Annotated in this window: 15 protein-coding genes; all 15 read left to right on the plus strand. The window is 62.5% G+C overall.

Translation table 11 applies throughout. The features are described 5' to 3' along the window. The first annotated feature begins 4 nt into the window (after window positions 1–4). The 15 genes from ACN6O8_RS14285 (at window position 5) to tagF (ending at window position 18,348) form a co-directional block, all read left to right on the plus strand. On the plus strand, window positions 5–652 hold the full coding sequence (locus tag ACN6O8_RS14285) for a response regulator (protein ID WP_427991681.1): 648 nt from the start codon (window positions 5–7) through the stop codon (window positions 650–652). A gap of 170 nt (window positions 653–822) precedes the next feature. Beyond that, window positions 823–1,365, plus strand: a complete 543-nt coding sequence (locus ACN6O8_RS14290; protein ID WP_427991682.1) for a fimbrial protein — start codon at window positions 823–825, stop codon at window positions 1,363–1,365. A gap of 81 nt (window positions 1,366–1,446) precedes the next feature. Further along, entirely contained in the window at window positions 1,447–2,187 is a 741-nt protein-coding gene (locus tag ACN6O8_RS14295) for a fimbrial biogenesis chaperone (protein WP_427991683.1), read from the plus strand. A gap of 131 nt (window positions 2,188–2,318) precedes the next feature. Then, window positions 2,319–4,904, plus strand: a complete 2,586-nt coding sequence (locus ACN6O8_RS14300; RefSeq protein ID WP_427991935.1) for a fimbria/pilus outer membrane usher protein — start codon at window positions 2,319–2,321, stop codon at window positions 4,902–4,904. Then, window positions 4,901–5,455, plus strand: a complete 555-nt coding sequence (locus ACN6O8_RS14305) for a fimbrial protein (protein ID WP_427991684.1) — start codon at window positions 4,901–4,903, stop codon at window positions 5,453–5,455. Before ACN6O8_RS14300 ends, ACN6O8_RS14305 begins: the two co-directional genes overlap by 4 nt. Beyond that, window positions 5,452–5,976, plus strand: coding sequence for a DotU family type IV/VI secretion system protein (locus ACN6O8_RS14310; protein ID WP_427991685.1), 525 nt, complete (start codon window positions 5,452–5,454; stop codon window positions 5,974–5,976). Before ACN6O8_RS14305 ends, ACN6O8_RS14310 begins: the two co-directional genes overlap by 4 nt. After that, window positions 5,973–7,460, plus strand: a complete 1,488-nt coding sequence (locus ACN6O8_RS14315; RefSeq protein ID WP_427991686.1) for an OmpA family protein — start codon at window positions 5,973–5,975, stop codon at window positions 7,458–7,460. Before ACN6O8_RS14310 ends, ACN6O8_RS14315 begins: the two co-directional genes overlap by 4 nt. A gap of 257 nt (window positions 7,461–7,717) precedes the next feature. Further along, the gene (tssB, locus tag ACN6O8_RS14320) at window positions 7,718–8,245 is read left to right on the plus strand and encodes a type VI secretion system contractile sheath small subunit (protein ID WP_427991687.1); all 528 of its coding nucleotides are present in this window, start codon (window positions 7,718–7,720) and stop codon (window positions 8,243–8,245) included. A gap of 39 nt (window positions 8,246–8,284) precedes the next feature. After that, on the plus strand, window positions 8,285–9,787 hold the full coding sequence (tssC, locus tag ACN6O8_RS14325) for a type VI secretion system contractile sheath large subunit (protein WP_427991688.1): 1,503 nt from the start codon (window positions 8,285–8,287) through the stop codon (window positions 9,785–9,787). Between the two features lie 114 nt (window positions 9,788–9,901). Then, window positions 9,902–10,384 (plus strand): Hcp family type VI secretion system effector, encoded by a 483-nt coding sequence (locus ACN6O8_RS14330; protein ID WP_427991689.1) that lies wholly within the window; start codon window positions 9,902–9,904, stop codon window positions 10,382–10,384. Between the two features lie 130 nt (window positions 10,385–10,514). Then, window positions 10,515–11,054, plus strand: a complete 540-nt coding sequence (tssJ, locus tag ACN6O8_RS14335) for a type VI secretion system lipoprotein TssJ (protein WP_427991690.1) — start codon at window positions 10,515–10,517, stop codon at window positions 11,052–11,054. A 5-nt stretch (window positions 11,055–11,059) separates the two neighbouring features. Next, window positions 11,060–12,409 carry a type VI secretion system baseplate subunit TssK gene (gene tssK, locus ACN6O8_RS14340; protein WP_427991691.1) on the plus strand — a complete coding sequence of 450 codons (1,350 nt, stop codon included), beginning with the start codon at window positions 11,060–11,062 and terminating at the stop codon, window positions 12,407–12,409. Beyond that, window positions 12,406–13,740, plus strand: a complete 1,335-nt coding sequence (gene tssL, locus ACN6O8_RS14345; RefSeq protein ID WP_427991692.1) for a type VI secretion system protein TssL, long form — start codon at window positions 12,406–12,408, stop codon at window positions 13,738–13,740. Before tssK ends, tssL begins: the two co-directional genes overlap by 4 nt. Window positions 13,741–13,780: 40 nt before the next feature. Further along, window positions 13,781–17,662, plus strand: a complete 3,882-nt coding sequence (tssM, locus tag ACN6O8_RS14350; protein ID WP_427991693.1) for a type VI secretion system membrane subunit TssM — start codon at window positions 13,781–13,783, stop codon at window positions 17,660–17,662. Further along, window positions 17,659–18,348 carry a type VI secretion system-associated protein TagF gene (gene tagF / locus ACN6O8_RS14355; protein WP_427991694.1) on the plus strand — a complete coding sequence of 230 codons (690 nt, stop codon included), beginning with the start codon at window positions 17,659–17,661 and terminating at the stop codon, window positions 18,346–18,348. Before tssM ends, tagF begins: the two co-directional genes overlap by 4 nt. Window positions 18,349–18,388: the final 40 nt, after the last annotated feature.

Here is an 18,388-nt window from a genome sequence, read left to right on the forward strand (position 1 = left end):
GGCCGTGCGAAAACTCATCCGTATTGTCGTGGCGGATGGGCACCCTGTCTGTGTCAAGGGTGTGAAGATCGAACTATCCGATGTTGACGCTGCACAGGTGGTGGGATACGCGTATGACTCGACCGGGCTGTTCGATGTCCTGAGGCAGAACGAATGCGATGTCCTGATCTGCGACTACGTGATGTCAGGGAGGCATTTCGGCGATGGCCTTTCAATGCTGGCGCTGATTCAGGAACGGCATCCGGCGATCAAACTGATCGTTCTTACGGGCATCGATAGCCCGATTGTCCTGCAGGCGCTGGAGCGCCAGGGGGTGCGGGGCATCGTCAGCAAATGCGATCGGTCCGAGCACTTGCGCCATGCCCTGCATACGGTGTGGCGCGGCGACTCATACTTCTCGCCTCGGATCATCGGCGCCTTGTCGGTGCCATCCGACGGCGATGCGGCGGAGCGCTTACGCGCGCTAACGCGTTGCGAGGTGGAGGTCGTTCGCCTGTTCCTGTCCGGCATGTCGGTTGGCGAGATAGCTGCCAAGTTCGGGCGCAGCAAGCAGACCGTGAGTGCGCAGAAACGTTCAGCGATGAAGAAGCTCGACGTGACATCGGACATCGAGCTGGTGCGCTACGGAATCTCCCATGGCTTGGCGGCCTGATGCCGCGATGGTGGCGGCCGGGACAAATATAAGGCGTCCCGTCGGACGACGCTGATGTCAAGCCCGCAGCGGGGTTCCTAAACTCATAGAGGCGTTTTCCGGTCGTATAGGAATGCGCGTAGTTCCTGTTCTTTCTCTCTAATCCGAAGCTCTCAGTCAAGGAAAGCAAGATGAAAATCAATGCTCTTCGCCTGGCGTTATTTACGCTGATGGCGGGTGGCGCTTTGTCCGCGCAGGCCCAGACGGTCACTCAAGGCAAAGTCAACTTCAATGGCAAGCTCATTGTCGATACGTGTGCGGTTATGTCCGGTTCGGAGAACCAGACCGTCACGCTGCCGACCGTCTCGACGCAGTCGCTCAGCGCGGCCAATGATACGGCCGGTTCGACGCCTTTCCAGATTCACGTCGACAACTGTCCCAGTTCCATCAATCAGGTGGCTGCGCACTTTGAAATGACCAATATGGAGCCAGGCCATTTCACCCTGAAGAATCTGGCCTCCGGCCCGAATGCGGCCACGCAGGTGACCGTCCAATTGGTGGAGGCCGATGGTTCCGAGCTCAAGGTGGGGTCGACCGGAAGGGCGTTTGCGGTGACCGGTACCGGCGCTTCGCGCGGCGCGACGATGACCTATGGCGGCCAGTACTTTGCCCTGGGCGCGACGACTCCCGGCACCGTGCAGACATACGCCGAGTTCACGCTGGCCTACCCGTGATTCCGGCTTGAGCCATTCTTAGGCGTTGCCGAGGGGTATGCCTTCGGCAACGGAGGATCTTTCTTTTCATCAGGGGCTAATGTGCTTGTCGCTGTTTCCCGGGCGTTCGCTGCCGCGCTGCTGGTCTGTGTCCCGCTGTTTGCCCAGGCGGGTGTCGTTATCACTGGAACCCGAGTCGTCTACTCGATGGGAGATCGCGAGGTCAACGTACGCTTGCGCAACATCGATAGAAAACCGGTGCTAGTGCAATCGTGGATCGACGATGGCTCGGTGAACGAATCGCCGGGACGGCTTGACGTGCCGTTTGTCATTTCACCGCCTATGTCCCGGGTCGAGCCACAGAGAGGGCAGACCTTGCGCATCATTTATACCGGCGGGGATCAACAGCAGGACAGGGAGACGTTGTTCTATCTGAATGTGCTGGAGGTTCCGCCCAAGCCGGATAGAAAGGTGGACGAGAACTTCATGCAGTTGGCCGTGCGCACGCGCCTGAAGCTCTTTCTGCGTCCGCAGGGGCTGGTTGTTCCCCCGGAGGAAGCGGCCAAGGCGCTGACGTGGGAGGCAGGCGCCCAAGGGGCGCTGCGGGTGCATAACCCCACTCCTTACTATCTTTCCTTTAGTCGTCTTGTGGCCAACGTCGCGGGCGTCAAGAGCGCATACGCCCAGGGCATGGTGGCGCCGTTCGCATCGCTTGATCTGCCGCGCTCCACGGAGAAGGTGGAGGGCGGCGAAGCGCTGCTCCCCGGCCATATCCGATACGGCATCATCAACGACTACGGCGCCGAGGTGGTGAATCAGGCAGTACTCCAAGGTAGGCCATAGGCTTCAAAGGTACGATGATGTCGCTAGGTGGAGAAATTGGGAAGAGTCCTGCCGGCAGGCTGAGTGCACCGGACGGCTGGCGCCTCGGGGGAAAATGTTCCCTGCAACGCGCGCTGCTGGTGGTTTGCTTGGTGGCGCCGATCGGCGATGCGACGGCGCAGGCTGCCGGGCAGGCGCAACCGGCGGATGTAGAGTTCGATTCCCGCTTCCTGATGGGGCCTGCGGTCGATCTCAGCCGGTTCAATCAAGGCAATGTGGTTCTGCCGGGCGTCTACTCGGTTGACGTCAAAGTCAACGGCCAGCGAGTGGGCAGACGTGATGTGCGCTATGTCGCCGTTGATGGCAGCCGCACCGAACCGTGCTTTTCCCGCGCCGACCTCGACCAAATGGGGATATCCCTGTCACGCGCGGGCGGGGAGCTCGCGCAGGCGGATGCCGCCTCTCCACGCGACACGCAGGCTGGCGATTCAACAGGCTGTCTCGCGCTGAGCGCACAGATACCCCAGGCATACGCCATGATGGATCTCGGCGAACTGGTTTTGGAACTGACGGTGCCGCAGGCCTACGTGCACACGCCGAGCCGGGGCTGGGTGGATCCGGTTCGCTGGAACGATGGCATCACCGCGGGCCTGGTCGATTACAGCCTGAATGGCTATACCAGCAATCCTCGGCATGGCGGGCGGCAGTTCAACAACCTCTATCTTGGGTTGACCTCGGGCCTGAATCTCGGCGGCTGGCGCTTGCGGCAACGGTCGACCAAGAATTGGTCGAACAACGGCTCGTCCAGTTGGAACAGCCTGGAATCCTATGCGCAGCGCGGCATCAGCCCCTGGCGCAGCCAAGTGCTGTTGGGCGACAGCTACACCAGCGGAGAGCTGTTCGACACGTTCGCGTTGCGCGGCGTGCGGCTATTCAGCGATGACCGGATGTTGCCGGACTCGATGCGCAGTTATGCGCCGGTGGTGCGCGGCCTGGCCGACACCAACGCGGTTGTCACGGTGCGGCAGGCCGGACGTGTCATCTATGAAGAGAACGTGCCGGCCGGGCCATTTGAACTGTCTGACCTGCCTGCGTCCGGCTATGGTGGCGATCTCGAGGTGTCGGTGCTGGAGGCTGACGGTCGCCAAAGCACGTTCAGCGTGCCTTTCTCCTCTGTCCCGATGTTGCTGCGCTCAGGCGTTCACCGCTATAGCGTGGGGATGGGCAAGTATCGAAATTCCGAGTTCTCCGACGAGCCTTGGGTCACGGAAGCCACTTATCAGTACGGATTGACGGACGGGCTGACCGCCTATGCGGGATCCCAGGCGGCTTCCGGCTATGCCTCGCTGATGGTCGGCTCCGCCATCAATACCCGAGCCGGCGCCTTCTCGTTGGATGTGACCGGAGCCGACACACGCATCGCCAGCGAGTCGCATCGGGGATTCAGCACTCGGCTGAACTATGCCAATATCCTGTCCAGCACCGGCACCCGCTTCTCCATGGCCGGCTACCGCTATTCGACGTCAAACTTCTATGGCTTGCGCGATGCCATCTACGCCCGCGCCGGGCGGCAGGATTCACGCGCGTTCTGGTATGACTATCGGGTCAAGCAACGCTTTCAGGTCAATATTTCGCAGCCTGTCGGCGACAGAGGGAATTTCTTTGTCACCGGAAGCCGGCAGAACTACTGGGCGCAGCAGTCCGGCAGCGACCTCCAGTTTCAGGTGGGTTACAGCGGCAGCTACCGCTCGGTCAACTATTCCATTTATGGTCAGCGGCTGCGCACGGGAGAGTCCGCGTCCTTGAGCAACCAGATCATGTTGACGCTGTCGATCCCGCTGGGCAGGGGCGCGGCCGACGATGGTCCACGGTTCAACACGCTGTCCAGCACGGTCGTCCGCTCATCCAACGGGAACTCCCAGGTCCAGGCCTCAGCCAGCGGATCTGGAGGACAGGACATGCCCGTGTCATTCGGGTTGACGGCGGCCACGTCGGACAATGATTCCGGTCGGAACAACAGTCTCGGCGCCTTCGGCACCTATCGATCGCCTTATGGCACATACAACGCCAGTGCCTCGACCGGCACCGACATGAACCAGTTCGCGCTCGGCGCAAGAGGGGCGCTGGTTGTGCATGGCGGCGGCGTAACGGCGGGCCCGTCCTTGGGGCGCGCGGCTGCGCTGGTTCAGGCAAAAGGAGCCGCCGGCGCGCGCGTGATAAACGGCCAGGGCGCGAAAATCGATGCCAATGGCTACGCGTTGGTTCCCGCTCTGTCGCCGTATCGAGTCAATAACGTGATGCTGGATCCTTCTCAGCTCGGGATGGACGTCGAGCTGGGAGCGACGGCGGAGGAAGTGGTGCCGACGCTGGATTCGGTGGTTCTGGTGGAAATACGCACCGAGCAGGGCCAACCTGTGCTGCTGCGCCTGCGCCGCGTGGATGGCGAGCCCGTGCCGCTCGGCTCGCAGGTGTATCAGGCCGAGAGCGAACATGCGCTGGGCACGGTGGGACAAGGCGGCGTTGCGCTGGTAAGGGGGATGGCCGAGCAGGGTATCTTGCGGGTCAAGTGGGGAAATGCCCCGCACGAGCAGTGTGAGGCGCCCTACACATTGCCGGCCAAGCAGCCGGCGGCGCGTTCCGCTCGGGCCATGACGGCCGACGCCATCTCGCGGCTGCAGGCTGAGTGCCGCGCCCCGGCCCAGGCTTCGGTGGTTCAAGCTGTAAGGGAGAAACCATGAGCGCAGTGTTCAGCCGCGGTCGCGGCGTTGTCGCCCGGCTCTTCGGGGTTGCGCTGGCGGTGCTTCTCGTCGCCAGCGCCGGTGCTGCGTCCGACGATGTCCATATCAGGTTCTCCGGCCGTTATGTACCGCTGAGTTGCCACGTTCGGGATGCCTCCATTGACGTGTTCCTGCCCACCATGTCTGTTCAGTCCCTTGGGTCGCCGGGCGACGTGGCCGGAGCCACGAGATTCGACATTCCGATCGAGTGTGAGGGAACGCCTGGCACGGTTCGCGCGTCATTTGAAGCGGGGCCTTATGTCGACGCCAGCGGCAGGCTCAACCTGCTGGATGCTTCGCCGGCGGCCACGCCGCGCGAGGTGCAGATCGAACTGCTCAACGCCGATGGCAGCATTATCCGGGTGGGAGATAAAAGCACTGTCAAGGCGGTCGCTTCCACGGGTTCTGGCGCTGTTCAGAATCTGACTTACTTCGCCCGCTACTACGCAACGGGGGCCGCCACCCCAGGGGTGGTGAAAGCCTACGTGACTTATACGATCGATATCCCATGAATGCTCGCAAGGTTGAAAGCGATGCCATGACGGGGGCTGCCTATACCCGTCTTCTCGACGAGACCATCCTGCATCTGGCGGTTCTGGAGTGGAGCGCGGGCATCGGCCCGACGCATGCGTGGCGAGCGCGTTGTGTGGCACTCATGGAAGAGTTCGATGACGGCCTGCGCGCGCTGGCGGTGGCGGCGGCGCAAGCCCGCCGCCTGCGACTGTCTCACACGTTGCTGTTGGACGACGTGACGGTGGCGGCCTGCACCCGGGAGGCGGGTGACGAATGGCTCGCCGCCTCGCTTTGCCGCGTCCAACTGGGTGAGCCGGATGCCCGGGAGCTGGTGCGCGCCGATCTGAGTTCGCAGATCGCCGACAGCTCGGCGTCTGTCGCGTGGCTACATTGGTATCGCTACCTGTTGACGGCGGGCCTCTTCGGACGCACGCCCGAAGCAGCCGCCTTCAAGAGAAAGCTCGAAGCTCGTCTCGGCGCCGGGGGCCTTGCCGTCTCGCGACATACGGGTGCCTCATGACTGAATCTGGCAAGCCAGGGTCGCCGGCCATGGTGATTGTCGGCGGGCCGAGCGCCGCGCTGTTCTTTGAAAAGCCGGTCGACACCCAATCAGGTGAAGTGCTGCGAAAGCGCTGGAGCGAGGGGGTCGCCTGGGTGATGGCTGCCACGCCGGAAGCGTTGATCCGCATGGTTCGAGAGGCTTCCCGCGATGGCGTCGGCTGCGCGGTTCTGCTGCCGCTGGTGCCCAGCGGCGGCGACGATGCGGTGATGCGATCGGATTGGAAATCCTGGCGGATCGCGATTGCGCGATGCGCAGTTGGCGGCCAGCCGCCGGTGCCCACGTATGCGGCCGTCTATGCGTGTATCGGGGGACACGGAAGGGCTTCCGAACAGGTTCGGAGCCTGTCAGCCGACGCGCCTTTTCCGCAAGGCAGGGTGGCCATGCGGCAAGCGGCGCAGACGCTGAGGCTTTCCAGTGTCCGGCACTTTGCCGAGGATGGGCTGTTGCGCGAGCGCCTGGTGTTCTCTGTGTTGGACTGGGCCGGCGACGCGGGCCTGCTGGCCGCAATCGAGGAGGTCGCCAACACGCCACCCTTCTTCCTCGCCGGGCTATTGCTGGTTGACGAGACGACGACGGTTCCTCATGCGACCGCCTGGATGCGTTGGGTGGTGGCAAGAACCGGACTGCATCTGGAACTTCCGCCGCCGCGCCCTGGCGTGCTCAGTTTGCCTGGGCTGCGGGTGGCCGGAAAGAAGTCAGACGGTGAATGGACCGCCGTCCAGGAGGAAAGGCGCACGCCGCATAAGTGGCTGCGCCGCGGGCTGGTGCTCGCTACCGCCCTGGCGTCGGCGGCGTTGGTCACGGGGATCCCTTACTGGCGGGTAAACCAGGATCTGAAGCGGTTCTCCGAAGTCTTGGGGCGCTACGCGGAGATACCCGAGAGCAGGATCCTCCTCAAATGCGATGCGCTTTTGCAGGTCACCGCGGACCTGAACGAGTTGAATCATCGCCTTGCGCAAGGCGGCGTCAAGTCCTGGGTGCATGAAGCCGCGGGTGCCGACCGCCTCCGCGCGGCGATGGCGCAGGCGGTCGCAGCGTACCGGCCGCCCCAGACCTCGCTGCGTATTGACAGTACGGCGAATTTCGATGCCGGCGACACGCGCATGCGACGGGCCACGGCGCAGCGGCTGCTGGAACCTGTCGCTGTTCTGCTCAAGGCAAATCCCGACTTGCGTGTCCAGATTATCGGACACACCGATTCCACCGGCGCCGCGCAGGACAACCTGGCGTTGTCGGTGGCCAGGGCGCAGGCGGTGCGCGACGAACTTGTGCTAATGACTGCTGCGTCGCCACAGCGCTTCGCAGTCGTCGGCAAGGGCGCGACGCAGCCGCGAGCGGATAACGCCTCAGCCTCCGGCCGGGCGCAGAACCGGCGCGTCGAGATTTCTCTGTTGCCGCCGATGTCGGCGCGCTTCGCCTGCGACGCGTTCGCGAATGAGTGACCGGAGGGCCACAAGCGTATCGCGCTTGAGCTTTCTCAACTCTACGCGTTTGCGATGCACGAAGCGGAAGATTTAGGACAACGCTGATTCCGACGTTCGAGGCAGCTGCCTAAGCTGCGAGGCTATTGAGGAGGCAAATCCCGGCGGTCGACGCCTCCGGGAGACTGCAACCCAAGATGGTCAAGGCAGACCGCCGTAGCGGTGGTTGCGACTGGCCATCCCGTACTACCAACCCCAAAGCCAGCGTCGGAGTATTCATGGCGGTTTCCAACAGTTCTCAAAAATTCATCGCGCGTAATCGCGCGCCGCGCGTGCAGATCGAGTATGACGTCGAGATCTACGGGTCGGGCCGAAAGGTCGAACTCCCGTTTGTGATGGGCGTGCTTGCGGATCTTTCCGGAAAGCCGCTGCAGGCCCTGCCTCCCGTCGGTGAGCGCAAATTCCTGAATATCGACATCGACAACTTCGACGAGCGCATGAAGGCGATTCAGCCGCGGGTTGCCTTTGCCGCACCCAACACGCTGACCGGAGACGGGCAGCTCATGGTCGATATCACGTTCGAAAGCATGGATGACTTCTCGCCGGCTGCCATCGCACGCAAGGTGGAACCTCTCGCGAAGCTGCTCGAGGCCAGAACCCAACTGGCCAATTTGCAGACCTATATGGACGGCAAGGCGGGCGCGGAGAACCTGATCAACCAGGTGCTCGCCGATCCGGCGTTGCTGCGCGCCCTTGCCAAAGAGCCCAAGCCGGCGGCATCCGCCGAAGCGCAAGCTTCCGAATGATCCCGCCGCTTCGAGACTTCTGAATCTAGAGAGAGAAACATGGCAGTCAAGGAAAAATCAGCAGCCCATGCCGCCGAGCAGGCGGTAGCGCAGCATTCCGACTTCAACAGCCTGCTCGCGCGCGAGTTCAAGCCCAAGACCGATCAGGCGCGTGTCGCTGTCGAGCTTGCGGTGCAGACGCTCGCCGAGCAGGCATTGCAAAACGTTGTGCGGGTATCGGACGACGCATACAAGAGCATCGCGGCGATCATTGGCGAGATCGACCGCAAGCTGTCCGAGCAGATCAATCTGATTCTGCATCACCAGGAGTTTCAACAGTTGGAGAGCGCCTGGCGGGGCTTGCACCATCTGGTCAACAACACCGAGACCGATGAGAAGCTGAAGATCCGCTTCATGGATATCTCCAAGGAAGACCTGCGCCGGACGATGAAGCGGTACAAGGGCCTCGCCTGGGATCAGAGTCCGTTCTTCAAGCAGGTCTACGAGGAGGAGTACGGTCAGTTGGGTGGCGAGCCATACGGCTGCCTGGTGGCTGACTACTACTTTGATCATACGCCGCATGACGTGGACATGCTGGGTTCGATCGCCAAGGTGGCGGCGGCCTCGCATTCGCCCTTCATCACCGGCGCGGCGCCGTCCGTGCTGCAGATGGATTCGTGGCAAGAGTTGGCCAACCCTCGCGACCTTACCAAGATCTTCACGCAGAACCTGGAGTATGCGCCCTGGAATGCGTTGCGCAATTCGGAGGACGCGCGCTATATCGGTCTGGCGATGCCGCGGTTCTTGTCGCGCCTGCCCTACGGCGCGAAAACCAATCCGGTCGACGAGTTTGACTTCGAGGAGTCAACGGACGGCGCCGATCACCGCAAGTACGTCTGGTCCAACGCGGCCTACGCCATGGCGGTGAACATCAATCGCTCGTTCAAGGAATACGGCTGGTGCACGCTGATCCGAGGTGTGGAGAGCGGTGGCGTGGTGGATAACCTGCCTTGTCACACTTTCCCCACGGACGATGGCGGCGTGGACATGAAGTGCCCGACGGAGATCGCCATTTCGGACCGGCGCGAGGCCGAGTTGTCAAAGAATGGCTTCATTCCGCTGATTCATCGCAAGAGCACCAATTACGCGGCATTCATCGGTGCCCAGTCTTTGCAGAAGCCGGCGGAGTACTACGACGCCGACGCGACTGCCAATGCGAATCTTTCGGCCAGGCTGCCTTACCTGTTCGCATGTTCGCGATTCGCGCACTACCTGAAGTGCATCGTGCGCGACAAGATCGGCTCCTTCAAGGAACGCGACGAGATGCAGACGTGGCTGAACGAGTGGGTCATGAACTACGTCGACGCCGATCCGGCGAACAGTTCGCAGGAAACCAAGGCACGTCGGCCGCTGGCCGCCGCCGAGGTCGTGGTGGAAGACGTCGAGGGAAACCCCGGTTACTACCAGGCGAAATTCTTCCTGCGCCCGCATTTCCAGTTGGAGGGTCTGACCGTCTCCTTGCGACTCGTCGCAAAGCTGCCGTCGGTGAAGGCCGCTGCCTGAGTGCATGGCTGGAGAAAGTTGAGGTTGGCGGACTTGTCCGCCGGAGCAGCAACCCGGAATGCTCCTGAATATCTCCGGGTTATTCCGCAATAACAAATGGTGTAAGGATTTCAAATGGCACATGATATTTTCCTCAAGGTCGACGGTATCGAAGGTGAGGCCGAAGACTCGACTCACAAGAACGAGATCGAAGTCCTGAGCTGGTCCTGGAATGTGTCGCAGCAGTCCAATATGCATATGGGCTCTGGCGGCGGCACCGGCAAGGCCTCGGTGGATGACTTGACGTTCGAGCATTTCATCGATCGCGCGACGCCCAATCTGGTTCAGTATTGCCTGCTCGGAAAGCACATTAAGCAAGCCCAACTGGTGGTGCGAAAGTCCGGCGGCAATCCGCTGGAATACCTCAAGCTGACCATGAACGACGTTCTGGTGACGCGCGTAAGCCCGGAAGGGGTGGCGGAAGATGAATCGCGTCCGCGTGAGCGTGTCAGCCTGTCGTTCTCCAGCATGAAGCAGGAGTACATCATCCAGAACGCCCAGGGCGGCAGTGGCGGCGCAGTGACTGCGACTTTCGATATCAAGAAGAATGCTGCCTGATCTGCCAAAAGGCAGATGACGCCGGGGGGGCTTGGCTGGCTGTTTCCAGCCGGCCCTTCCCGATTCGCCACATTTCAGCGCGGTAACGTGTTGCGCCCCGGCCTTTGCGACGGTGGCGCGAGTTGATCTCATGTACAGAAACAATCCATTCCGTCTTTCACCGCACCGCTTTGTGTGGCTGCGGATCTTGGGCGGCGTCCTCTTCGCCGCCTTGTTGACCTCATGCGCTGGCAAGAAGGAGCCGCAGGAAAAGACCGTGAACCTGGAGCTCGTTATCGAAGCGGATGATCGGGTCAACGCCGATGGCCAGGGCCGGCCCACGCCTATACAGCTTCAGGTCTTCGAGCTGAAGTCCCGCTCCGCGTTCGAAGAGGCAGATTACTTTTCGCTGCAGGCAAAGCCGCGGCAGATCCTGGGAAACGACCTGGTCGAGTCGAACGAGCTGGTGCTGCGCCCGTCTGACCGCAAGGTCATAAAGCGTCGCCTGGATGGACAGACCGTGGCGCTGGGCGTGATCGCGGGTTACCGCGATCTCGGTCACTCCGTTTGGCGCGCGACCTATATGTTGCCGCCGAAACAGGCGCAAGCCTGGTTCGGTTCATCCAGCCAGAATATCCGCGTTCGAATCAAGGTCGGCGCCGATGCCGTACTGATCGCTGAGACGGATTGAAGCCGATGAGTCTGTACAGCAAAGTCGTGTGGAGTGAGGGGTTGTTCCTCATTCCGCAACTGTTCCAGCAGCAGGAACGGTATCTGGAGTTCTACGCCCACAAACGCGCCGCGCCGGCGGGGCCGTTTTTCTGGGGCTTCTCGCGTTACGAGATTGACCATGAGGCGCTTTCGTTTGGGAAAATCGCGCTGCAACGGGGGCTGGGGGTGTTTCCCGACGGAACGCCTTTCGATATCCCGGGGCACAATCCGCCGCCTGCGCCGCTCACGGTGTTACCGGAGCATCTGAATCAAATCATCTATCTTGCAGTGCCGCTGCGGCTGCCCGATGTCGACGAAACCGGGTTTGACGTCGACCAGGGGTCAATGGCGCGGTACCAGGCGTTCGACCAGGAGCTGGCGGATAGCAACGCGATCGGTCAGGGGCCAAAAGCCGTACAACTCGCGCATCTGCGGCTTCGGCTCATGTCCGAGAAGGAGCTGACCCAATCCTGGATCGGGGTCGCGCTTGGACGCGTCAAGGCAATCCTGTCCGACGGCTCGGTGACGCTCTATGACGGCGAGTTCATTCCTCCGGTGAGCGCATGCGCGGCCAATCCGCTGCTGGTGCAGTGGTCGCAACAATTGCAGGGCCTGGTGAAGCTGCGGGCGGATGCGTTGTCCAGCCGCCTCTCCAGCGGGCAAGGCGGGGTGGCTTCGGCGGCGGAGGTATCGGATTACCTTCTGCTCCAGATCCTGAATCGATACGATCCTCTTCTCGATCATATCTGTCGTGTGTCCGAAACTGCGCCGGAGCGTCTGTACATGACGCTCGCCATGCTGGCCGGCGACCTGGCTACTTATGTCAGGCCGCAATCCAGGCGGCCGTTGCCGGCGCCCGGCTATGACCATGCGCAGTTGTATCGCAGCATTCAGCCGCTGGTGGCGGAAGTGCACAGCCTGTTGAACCAGGTGCTGGTGCGCAGCGCACAGGCGATTCCGCTGGTTGAACAGGCGCATGGCGTGAGGACGGCGACGCTAATGCCTTCGGAGCTGCAGGGCTACGCCAATCTGGTGCTGGCGGTCAGCGCGCAGATGTCGCCGGACAGCCTGATGCAGCAGTTCATTTCGCATACGAAGATCTCGCATCCGCAGCGGCTGCCCGAGTTGATAAGGTCGCACCTGCCAGGGGTGACGTTGTCGCCGCTGCCGGTGCCGCCCCGGCAGATTCCTTTTGCAGCGGGGAATGTCTATTTCGAGCTGTCGAGATCCGGTCCGCTGTGGGATCAGATTGCGCGCCAGGGAGGGCTTGCCTTGCATATCGCCGGCCACTTTCCTGAACTGAAACTTGAATTGTGGGGAGTTCGCAGTCGATGAACGCACCTGGATTTGACGCGAGGACATTTGACCTTCTGGCGGGGCCGGCGGCAGGCATTGCGCCGGCCGCAGCGCCGAGTCCCAGCCGCGAAGCGCCGAAGGTGGAGATCGCGCTTGACGAGGAAGGAACGGCGGCGGAGTTCGCTGTCCGTCTGGAAGCGGTCAAGGTGGCTGCCAATCCATTGCTGGAGGCGGCCGGGCCACTGTTGCGATTGCTGGCATCCATGCCAGAGAGCCTGCCCGACCAGACCGCGATCATGACGCTGCGTGAAATGTTGGTGCGGGAAATCGGAGTATTCCAGAATATCTGCGACAAGGCGGAGGTGCCATGGAAGAGCGTGGCGGTTGCCCGCTACTGTCTGTGCACCGCGCTGGATGAAGCGGCCAACCGCAGTGTCTGGGGCGCCGGTGGTGTCTGGGCGGCCCAGGGGTTGCTGATTGCATTCGAGGGCGAGGTCGATGGCGGCGAAAAGTTCTTCCTGCTGATCGGTAGGATGGCGAGCGATCCGGATGAGTATGCGGCCGTCCTGGAAGTCCTGTACCACATCCTCGGACTCGGCTTCGAAGGCCGTTATAGCGTGGTGGCGGACGGCCATCGGCACTTGGAGCAGATCCGTCAACGGCTGGCGGCGCTGGTCGCCCGCGCGCGCGACGCCGGCGGCAGCGAGTTGTCCGTGCATTGGCAGGGGGAAGGCCCGGCCCGGCAGACCAGCCGTCGAGTGATGCCGGGTTGGCTTAGCGCAGCCTTGGCCCTGCTGGTATCGGCCAGTGTATTCGGCTATTCGCTGAATCAGGTGAGCGAGCACCGCGACGCGGTGGTGGAGCGTATCGCCCAGGTGGGTGTGGCGGGCGAGGCGCCCGTGGCGCTGGGCACGCCGGTCGCGGTGGCGGACACCGGCCCGCGGCTGAATCTGGCTGAGTTGCTGAAAGAAGAAATAGCGCGCGGTCTGGTGAAGCTTCGCGAAGAGCCCAAGCGCACCCTGGTGACCTTCCCTGGCGACACCATGTTCGTGTCGGGGCGCAGCGACGTTCTGGCCCCCATGGTCGGCGTGCTCGAACGCGTTGCCGACGAGGTAAAGCGCGTACAAGGCAAGGTTGAGATCGTCGGATACACGGATAACCAACCGATTCGTACGAAGCAATTCCCTGACAACCAGGCGCTGTCACAAAAGCGCGCGGAGTTTGTCCGGGACGTCTTCCTGAAGCGCGGCTTGACGCCGGAGCAGGCCGTGGCCGCGGGGCGTGGCGAACTCAATCCCTTGGGGGACAACGCGACGCTGGAAGGCCGGGCCCAGAATCGCCGCGTCGAGCTCTATGTGACTTCGTACTGATTGGCCTGCGGGCTGCCGCAAGCGAATGGACTCTCAAATAATGAAACGACTGCTGGGCTTTGTTTTCTCATGGCGCTTCGTGGCCATTATCGTGCTGATTCTCTTGGCGGCGATGGTCTGGTTCGTCGGCCCCCTTGTTGACCTGGGTGGCCTGCGGCCAATGGCGGGCGAGGTGGTTCGCCTCGTCGCGATCGGCTTGTTGATGGCCACTCTCGGCTTCTGGTTGATGGAGTGGCCGCTATGGATCGTGTCGGTCGCGGCGCTGTGCGCGCTGATATGGTTCGGCGGGCCGATGGCAGCGATCGGCGAACTGCGGCCATTGGCTGACGTGATGAGCCGGGCCGGGCTGATCGCCGTCATCATCATGCTCGCGGGGATCTATGGCCTGTACCGCCTGGTCAGGCTGCTGCGCACGGACGAGGCGCTGTTGCGCCGGATTCTTGCGCCCAGCACAGACACCGCCGAGCATGATGCGTCTTCCGAGGTGCGCGCGGTTCGGCTGGTGGTTTCCAAGGCGGTCGGCCAGCTCAAGCGATTGCGCGGCGCTCCGCAAGGTTGGCGGCGCCTCCTTGAAAGCAAGCGATATCTCTATGAACTGCCTTGGTACATGATTATCGGTACGCCTGGCGCCGGCAAGACGACCGCGGTTCTGAACTCGGGCTTGGAGTTTCCGCTGGCCGAGCAGATGGGCGTCGCGAGCCTGCCTGGCGCCGGCGGGACGGTCAATTGCGACTGGTGGTTCACCAACGAAGCGGTTCTGATCGACACGGCGGGTCGCTACAGCGATCAGAATGAGCAAGGGAATGCGGACGCGGCGGCCGTCAACGCGGCCGAGTGGCAAGGCTTCCTCGGCGCATTGCGCAAGCATCGGACGCGCGCGCCCATCAACGGCGTGATTCTAGCGGTCAGCGTGGCCGAGCTGTTGGAGCGGCCGGCGGGCGACGTTGGCAGTCTGGCCGCCATTCTTCGGTCCCGCCTCGCGGACCTGCGCGGCGCGCTTGGCATTCGATTCCCGGTGTACGTGATGGTGACCAAGCTGGATCTGCTCCCGGGATTCGATGAGTATTTTCAGGCGATGACCTCCGAAAGCCGGTCTCAGGTATGGGGTTTCACGCTGGATTACGCGCGCGGCGAGGCCGATGACGGAAATCCCGACCTACGCGCCCGCTTCGAGGAAGAGTTCCGCCTGTTGGGACGGCGTCTTGAGGATGGCCTCAACTCCCGGTTGGTTGAGGAATACGGTCTGGCGCGTCGCAAACGCCTGTATCCGTTCCCGCAGGAGTTCCGTAGCCTGTCCCTGGTGCTGACCGAGCTGCTCGCGAAGGTGTTCCTGGATTCGCGCTACGACGACGTGCAGATTCAACGGATGTTGCGCGGCGTTTATCTGACCAGCGCGCAGCAGGTGGAGGCGGTCGTCCACGCTGACCAGAATTCCCTGTTCGAGAGGTTGCGCAGAACGTTGCGCCGCCTCTATGGCAGTGACGATGTCGCGTTGTCATCGCATTCGCGTGAGCCGGCCCTGATGGCGCATCGCAGCTACTTTCTTCGCAACCTGTTCAAGCAGGTTGTGATTCCGGAAGCGCACCTGGTGCAACCAAATCGGAAATGGATCATCGCCCAGACTGGGCTGCGCTGGGGCGTGCACCTCGGCTCGGCGGCGTTGGCCGTATGGCTGGTGATGGGCATGGTGAGCAGCCGCGCCAACAATGATGAATATCTGTCCGAGGTAAGCGAGAAGACGAAGGCGCTGGCTCTGCGAACCTCTGCTGTTTCAAAGGGAACGCTGGACGCGCAAGGCGTGCGCATGCTTACGGACGCAGCCAGGCTGGCCCAAGTCGAAGGGTTGAATCTGGACGCTCCCGCGCTGGAATATCGGTATGGCTTGTATGCAGCGCCACCGGTGGATGCCGCCGCGCAGCAAACCTACTCCCGTCTGCTGCGAACGTATCTCCTGCCTCCCGTGGAAGCGTCCCTGGCGCAGGCAATGCAGGATCAGTTGGCGCGCAAGAGCGCGGAAGAGCTCTACACGACGCTGGGGATGTATCTTTCGCTGTTCGACCCGCGCTTTCTCGACGCCGATGCGCTCATCGATTGGATTGAGAAAGATTGGTCAGCCAATCGTCGATTCAGCGAACGTGAGAAGTCGCAACTGTCCGTGCATCTGCGCTCGTTGTTCAAGACGGACTATCAGGGCATGCCGACATCGGAGCGGAATGCCGCGCTGGTGGAGAAGGTGCGAGCGCTGCTGCAGGAACGTCCGGATGCGATCCGGCTGTACGACCGCGCGATTCGGGCTCTCGAAGAGAACGCGCCGCCGCGTTTCAACCTGCACCAGGCGTTGGGCGCCAATGATGCCGCCCTGTTCAGCGACCAGGCATCGCCCAAGGATGGGGGGGTTCCCGGGATCTATACCTATGATGGGTACCGAGACGTCTTCCGCAAGCGCGTTGGGGGCTTCATCGATGGTGTCTGGACGCGCGACAACTGGCTGATGGGGCGGCAGGAGGGCAATGCGTCCGCCGCTACCCGGATCCAGAACATGGGCAAAGCCTGGCAGGACCGCGACGAGGTCGAGCGGGATGTCTACACGCAGTATCTGCGCGACTATGCCGCGCACTGGGAGCGTTATCTCGGTCAGATCCGTCTGGCGTCCGCGGCGGCGCCGGGCGAAGCGCCTTTGGCGATCGATGTGGCCACGTTGCGGGCGTTGAACGCGGCCGACTCGCCGTTGGCGCGTCTCGGCTTCGTGCTTGTTCGCAACACCACGCTGGGCGAGGCATCGGTACCGGGCAATCCCGCGGCGTCCGCGGCTGTCGGGGCCGCGATGGAAGCGGCGCAGCGCAAATCGCGCGCCGTGGCCAAGGCTTCCGACGCACTCGAAAAGCTCGGCGCCAATTTTGACCAGGACAAGTTGGCCGAAGAGATCGTGGACAAGCGCTTCGCGGCCTTGCGGGAGGTGGTGACTGGCTCGTCGGCGCCAGGGGTCATCGATCCCGCCAAGCCGGGCACGCAACTGCAGCAGACACTGCAACTGGTGGCGGAGCAGTACACGCAAATGTCGGTGGCGAGCAATGCCCTGGCCGCCGCCAGCATGCCGCCGACGCAGGAGACGAGCGCTGCGTTGCTGTTGACGGCTGATACGCTCCCCGCGCCGTACAAACGCATTCTTGCTGTCTTGTTCCAACGCACGGCAAATCAGTTGGGCAGGGAAACCGGCATCTTGCTGACGGAGCAGGTCAACGCATCGGTGGGCAAGGTCTGCCGAGCCGCCATCTCGGGCAAGTTCCCCTTCTCCGATGCCGAACAGGAGGTCGACCCGGATGATTTCGTGCAATTGTTCGCAAGCGGGGGGCTGTTCGATGAAACGTTCAGGCGGTCGTTGGCCGCCTACGTGGACACCAGCGCGACGCCTTGGCGCTACAAATCGGTCAATCCAGGCATGCCCGCCATCCGAGGGCCCGATCTGCAGCCGTTCGAGCGGGCCGCGGAAATACGCGCGGCATTCTTTGGCGGGGGGGGCAAGGGGCTGAGCTATCGCCTGACCGGTCGCATCGTTTCCGTGGATCCGAGTATTACCGAACTGTTGCTGGATGTCGATGGCGAGCGGTTGCGGTATGTCCATGGCCCGATTTCGCCTTTCGCGTTCAACTGGCCCGGCCCGCGCAGCGGCAGCTCGTTGGAGCTGTCGGCCAAGCCGCGGGTCTCTGCCAATACATCGTCCATTTATCTGACCGGACCCTGGGCGCCGATGCGTTTGTTGCAGCATGGCGAAGTCACGCCGACCGCCTCGGCCGGAAAGGCGTTGATCGATTTCGATTTTGATGGACGCCATGTTGTGCTGGAGGTCGGGGGAGGGCGCAAGGGGAACCTCCTGACCGGATCATTGCTGCGGGGCTTCCATTGTCCGGGAGGGGGGCTGTGAAGCTGCCTCGTCCCGCCTATTGGGGAAAGCTTCCCGCCTATGGAGACTTCCTGCGTCACGGCGCGCCCTTGGAGATTCAGGATGCCTGGAGGGCCTGGCTTGCGGGGCCGTTGGCGCGGGCCAGAGTGGCTTCGACGTCCGCCACGGATCAGGGCGTGCCGTGGGGATTCGTCATGACGCCGGGGTGCATGGCGTTTTCCCGTGACCGCTATGTCGCCGGCATTTACGCCGATTCATGTGACAAGTTCGGGCGTGAGCATCCCTTCTTGATGTGGTTTCAGCTCGATAGTGCCGGCGTTTCCGCTTTGCTGAGCGTTCACGATAACGCGCTATTTCATCTTTCCCGGCTGTTGCTTGGTCACTTGAAGGCGCCGTCGGTCTCTGCCGCAGAGGGGCTGCTGGCGCAGATAAACCGATTATGGCGTCCGCAGGGAAGAGGCGTCTGGAGCGCGCTACGCGGCAGCAGGGATGGGCCGGACTTTCTGCTAGCGCGTGCCTGGACCGACGGGCTGCGCTCCGACAAAGAGGCGGCAGGTCTGGTCGGCATTCCTTATTCCCCCTGGCGGGATTGGCCGGTAACGGTTTTCGGGGACAGTGTCCAGGCCTGGTACTGGCAGCAGGACGGGCAAGCGGGCTATGTCAGCTTTCTGTCGGTTGGGCCTGAAGCGCTCGCCGGCGGCGATTGAGGCGAAAAGTGTGCTGGCGACAGCACCTCTGCAACATTTC

The sequence above is a fragment of the Achromobacter sp. genome (assembly GCF_050285565.1).
Lineage (GTDB): Bacteria > Pseudomonadota > Gammaproteobacteria > Burkholderiales > Burkholderiaceae_B > Achromobacter.

Bases quoted from the DNA above. Each gene is read 5' to 3' on its own strand.
- ACN6O8_RS14290 (WP_427991682.1), top strand. From the start codon at position 823: ATGAAAATCAATGCTCTTCGCCTGGCGTTATTTACGCTGATGGCGGGT.
- ACN6O8_RS14305 (WP_427991684.1), top strand. From the start codon at position 4,901: ATGAGCGCAGTGTTCAGCCGCGGTCGCGGCGTTGTCGCCCGGCTCTTC.
- ACN6O8_RS14310 (WP_427991685.1), top strand. From the start codon at position 5,452: ATGAATGCTCGCAAGGTTGAAAGCGATGCCATGACGGGGGCTGCCTAT.
- ACN6O8_RS14315 (WP_427991686.1), top strand. From the start codon at position 5,973: ATGACTGAATCTGGCAAGCCAGGGTCGCCGGCCATGGTGATTGTCGGC.
- tssB (WP_427991687.1), top strand. From the start codon at position 7,718: ATGGCGGTTTCCAACAGTTCTCAAAAATTCATCGCGCGTAATCGCGCG.
- tssC (WP_427991688.1), top strand. From the start codon at position 8,285: ATGGCAGTCAAGGAAAAATCAGCAGCCCATGCCGCCGAGCAGGCGGTA.
- ACN6O8_RS14330 (WP_427991689.1), top strand. From the start codon at position 9,902: ATGGCACATGATATTTTCCTCAAGGTCGACGGTATCGAAGGTGAGGCC.
- tssJ (WP_427991690.1), top strand. From the start codon at position 10,515: ATGTACAGAAACAATCCATTCCGTCTTTCACCGCACCGCTTTGTGTGG.
- tssK (WP_427991691.1), top strand. From the start codon at position 11,060: ATGAGTCTGTACAGCAAAGTCGTGTGGAGTGAGGGGTTGTTCCTCATT.
- tssL (WP_427991692.1), top strand. From the start codon at position 12,406: ATGAACGCACCTGGATTTGACGCGAGGACATTTGACCTTCTGGCGGGG.
- tssM (WP_427991693.1), top strand. From the start codon at position 13,781: ATGAAACGACTGCTGGGCTTTGTTTTCTCATGGCGCTTCGTGGCCATT.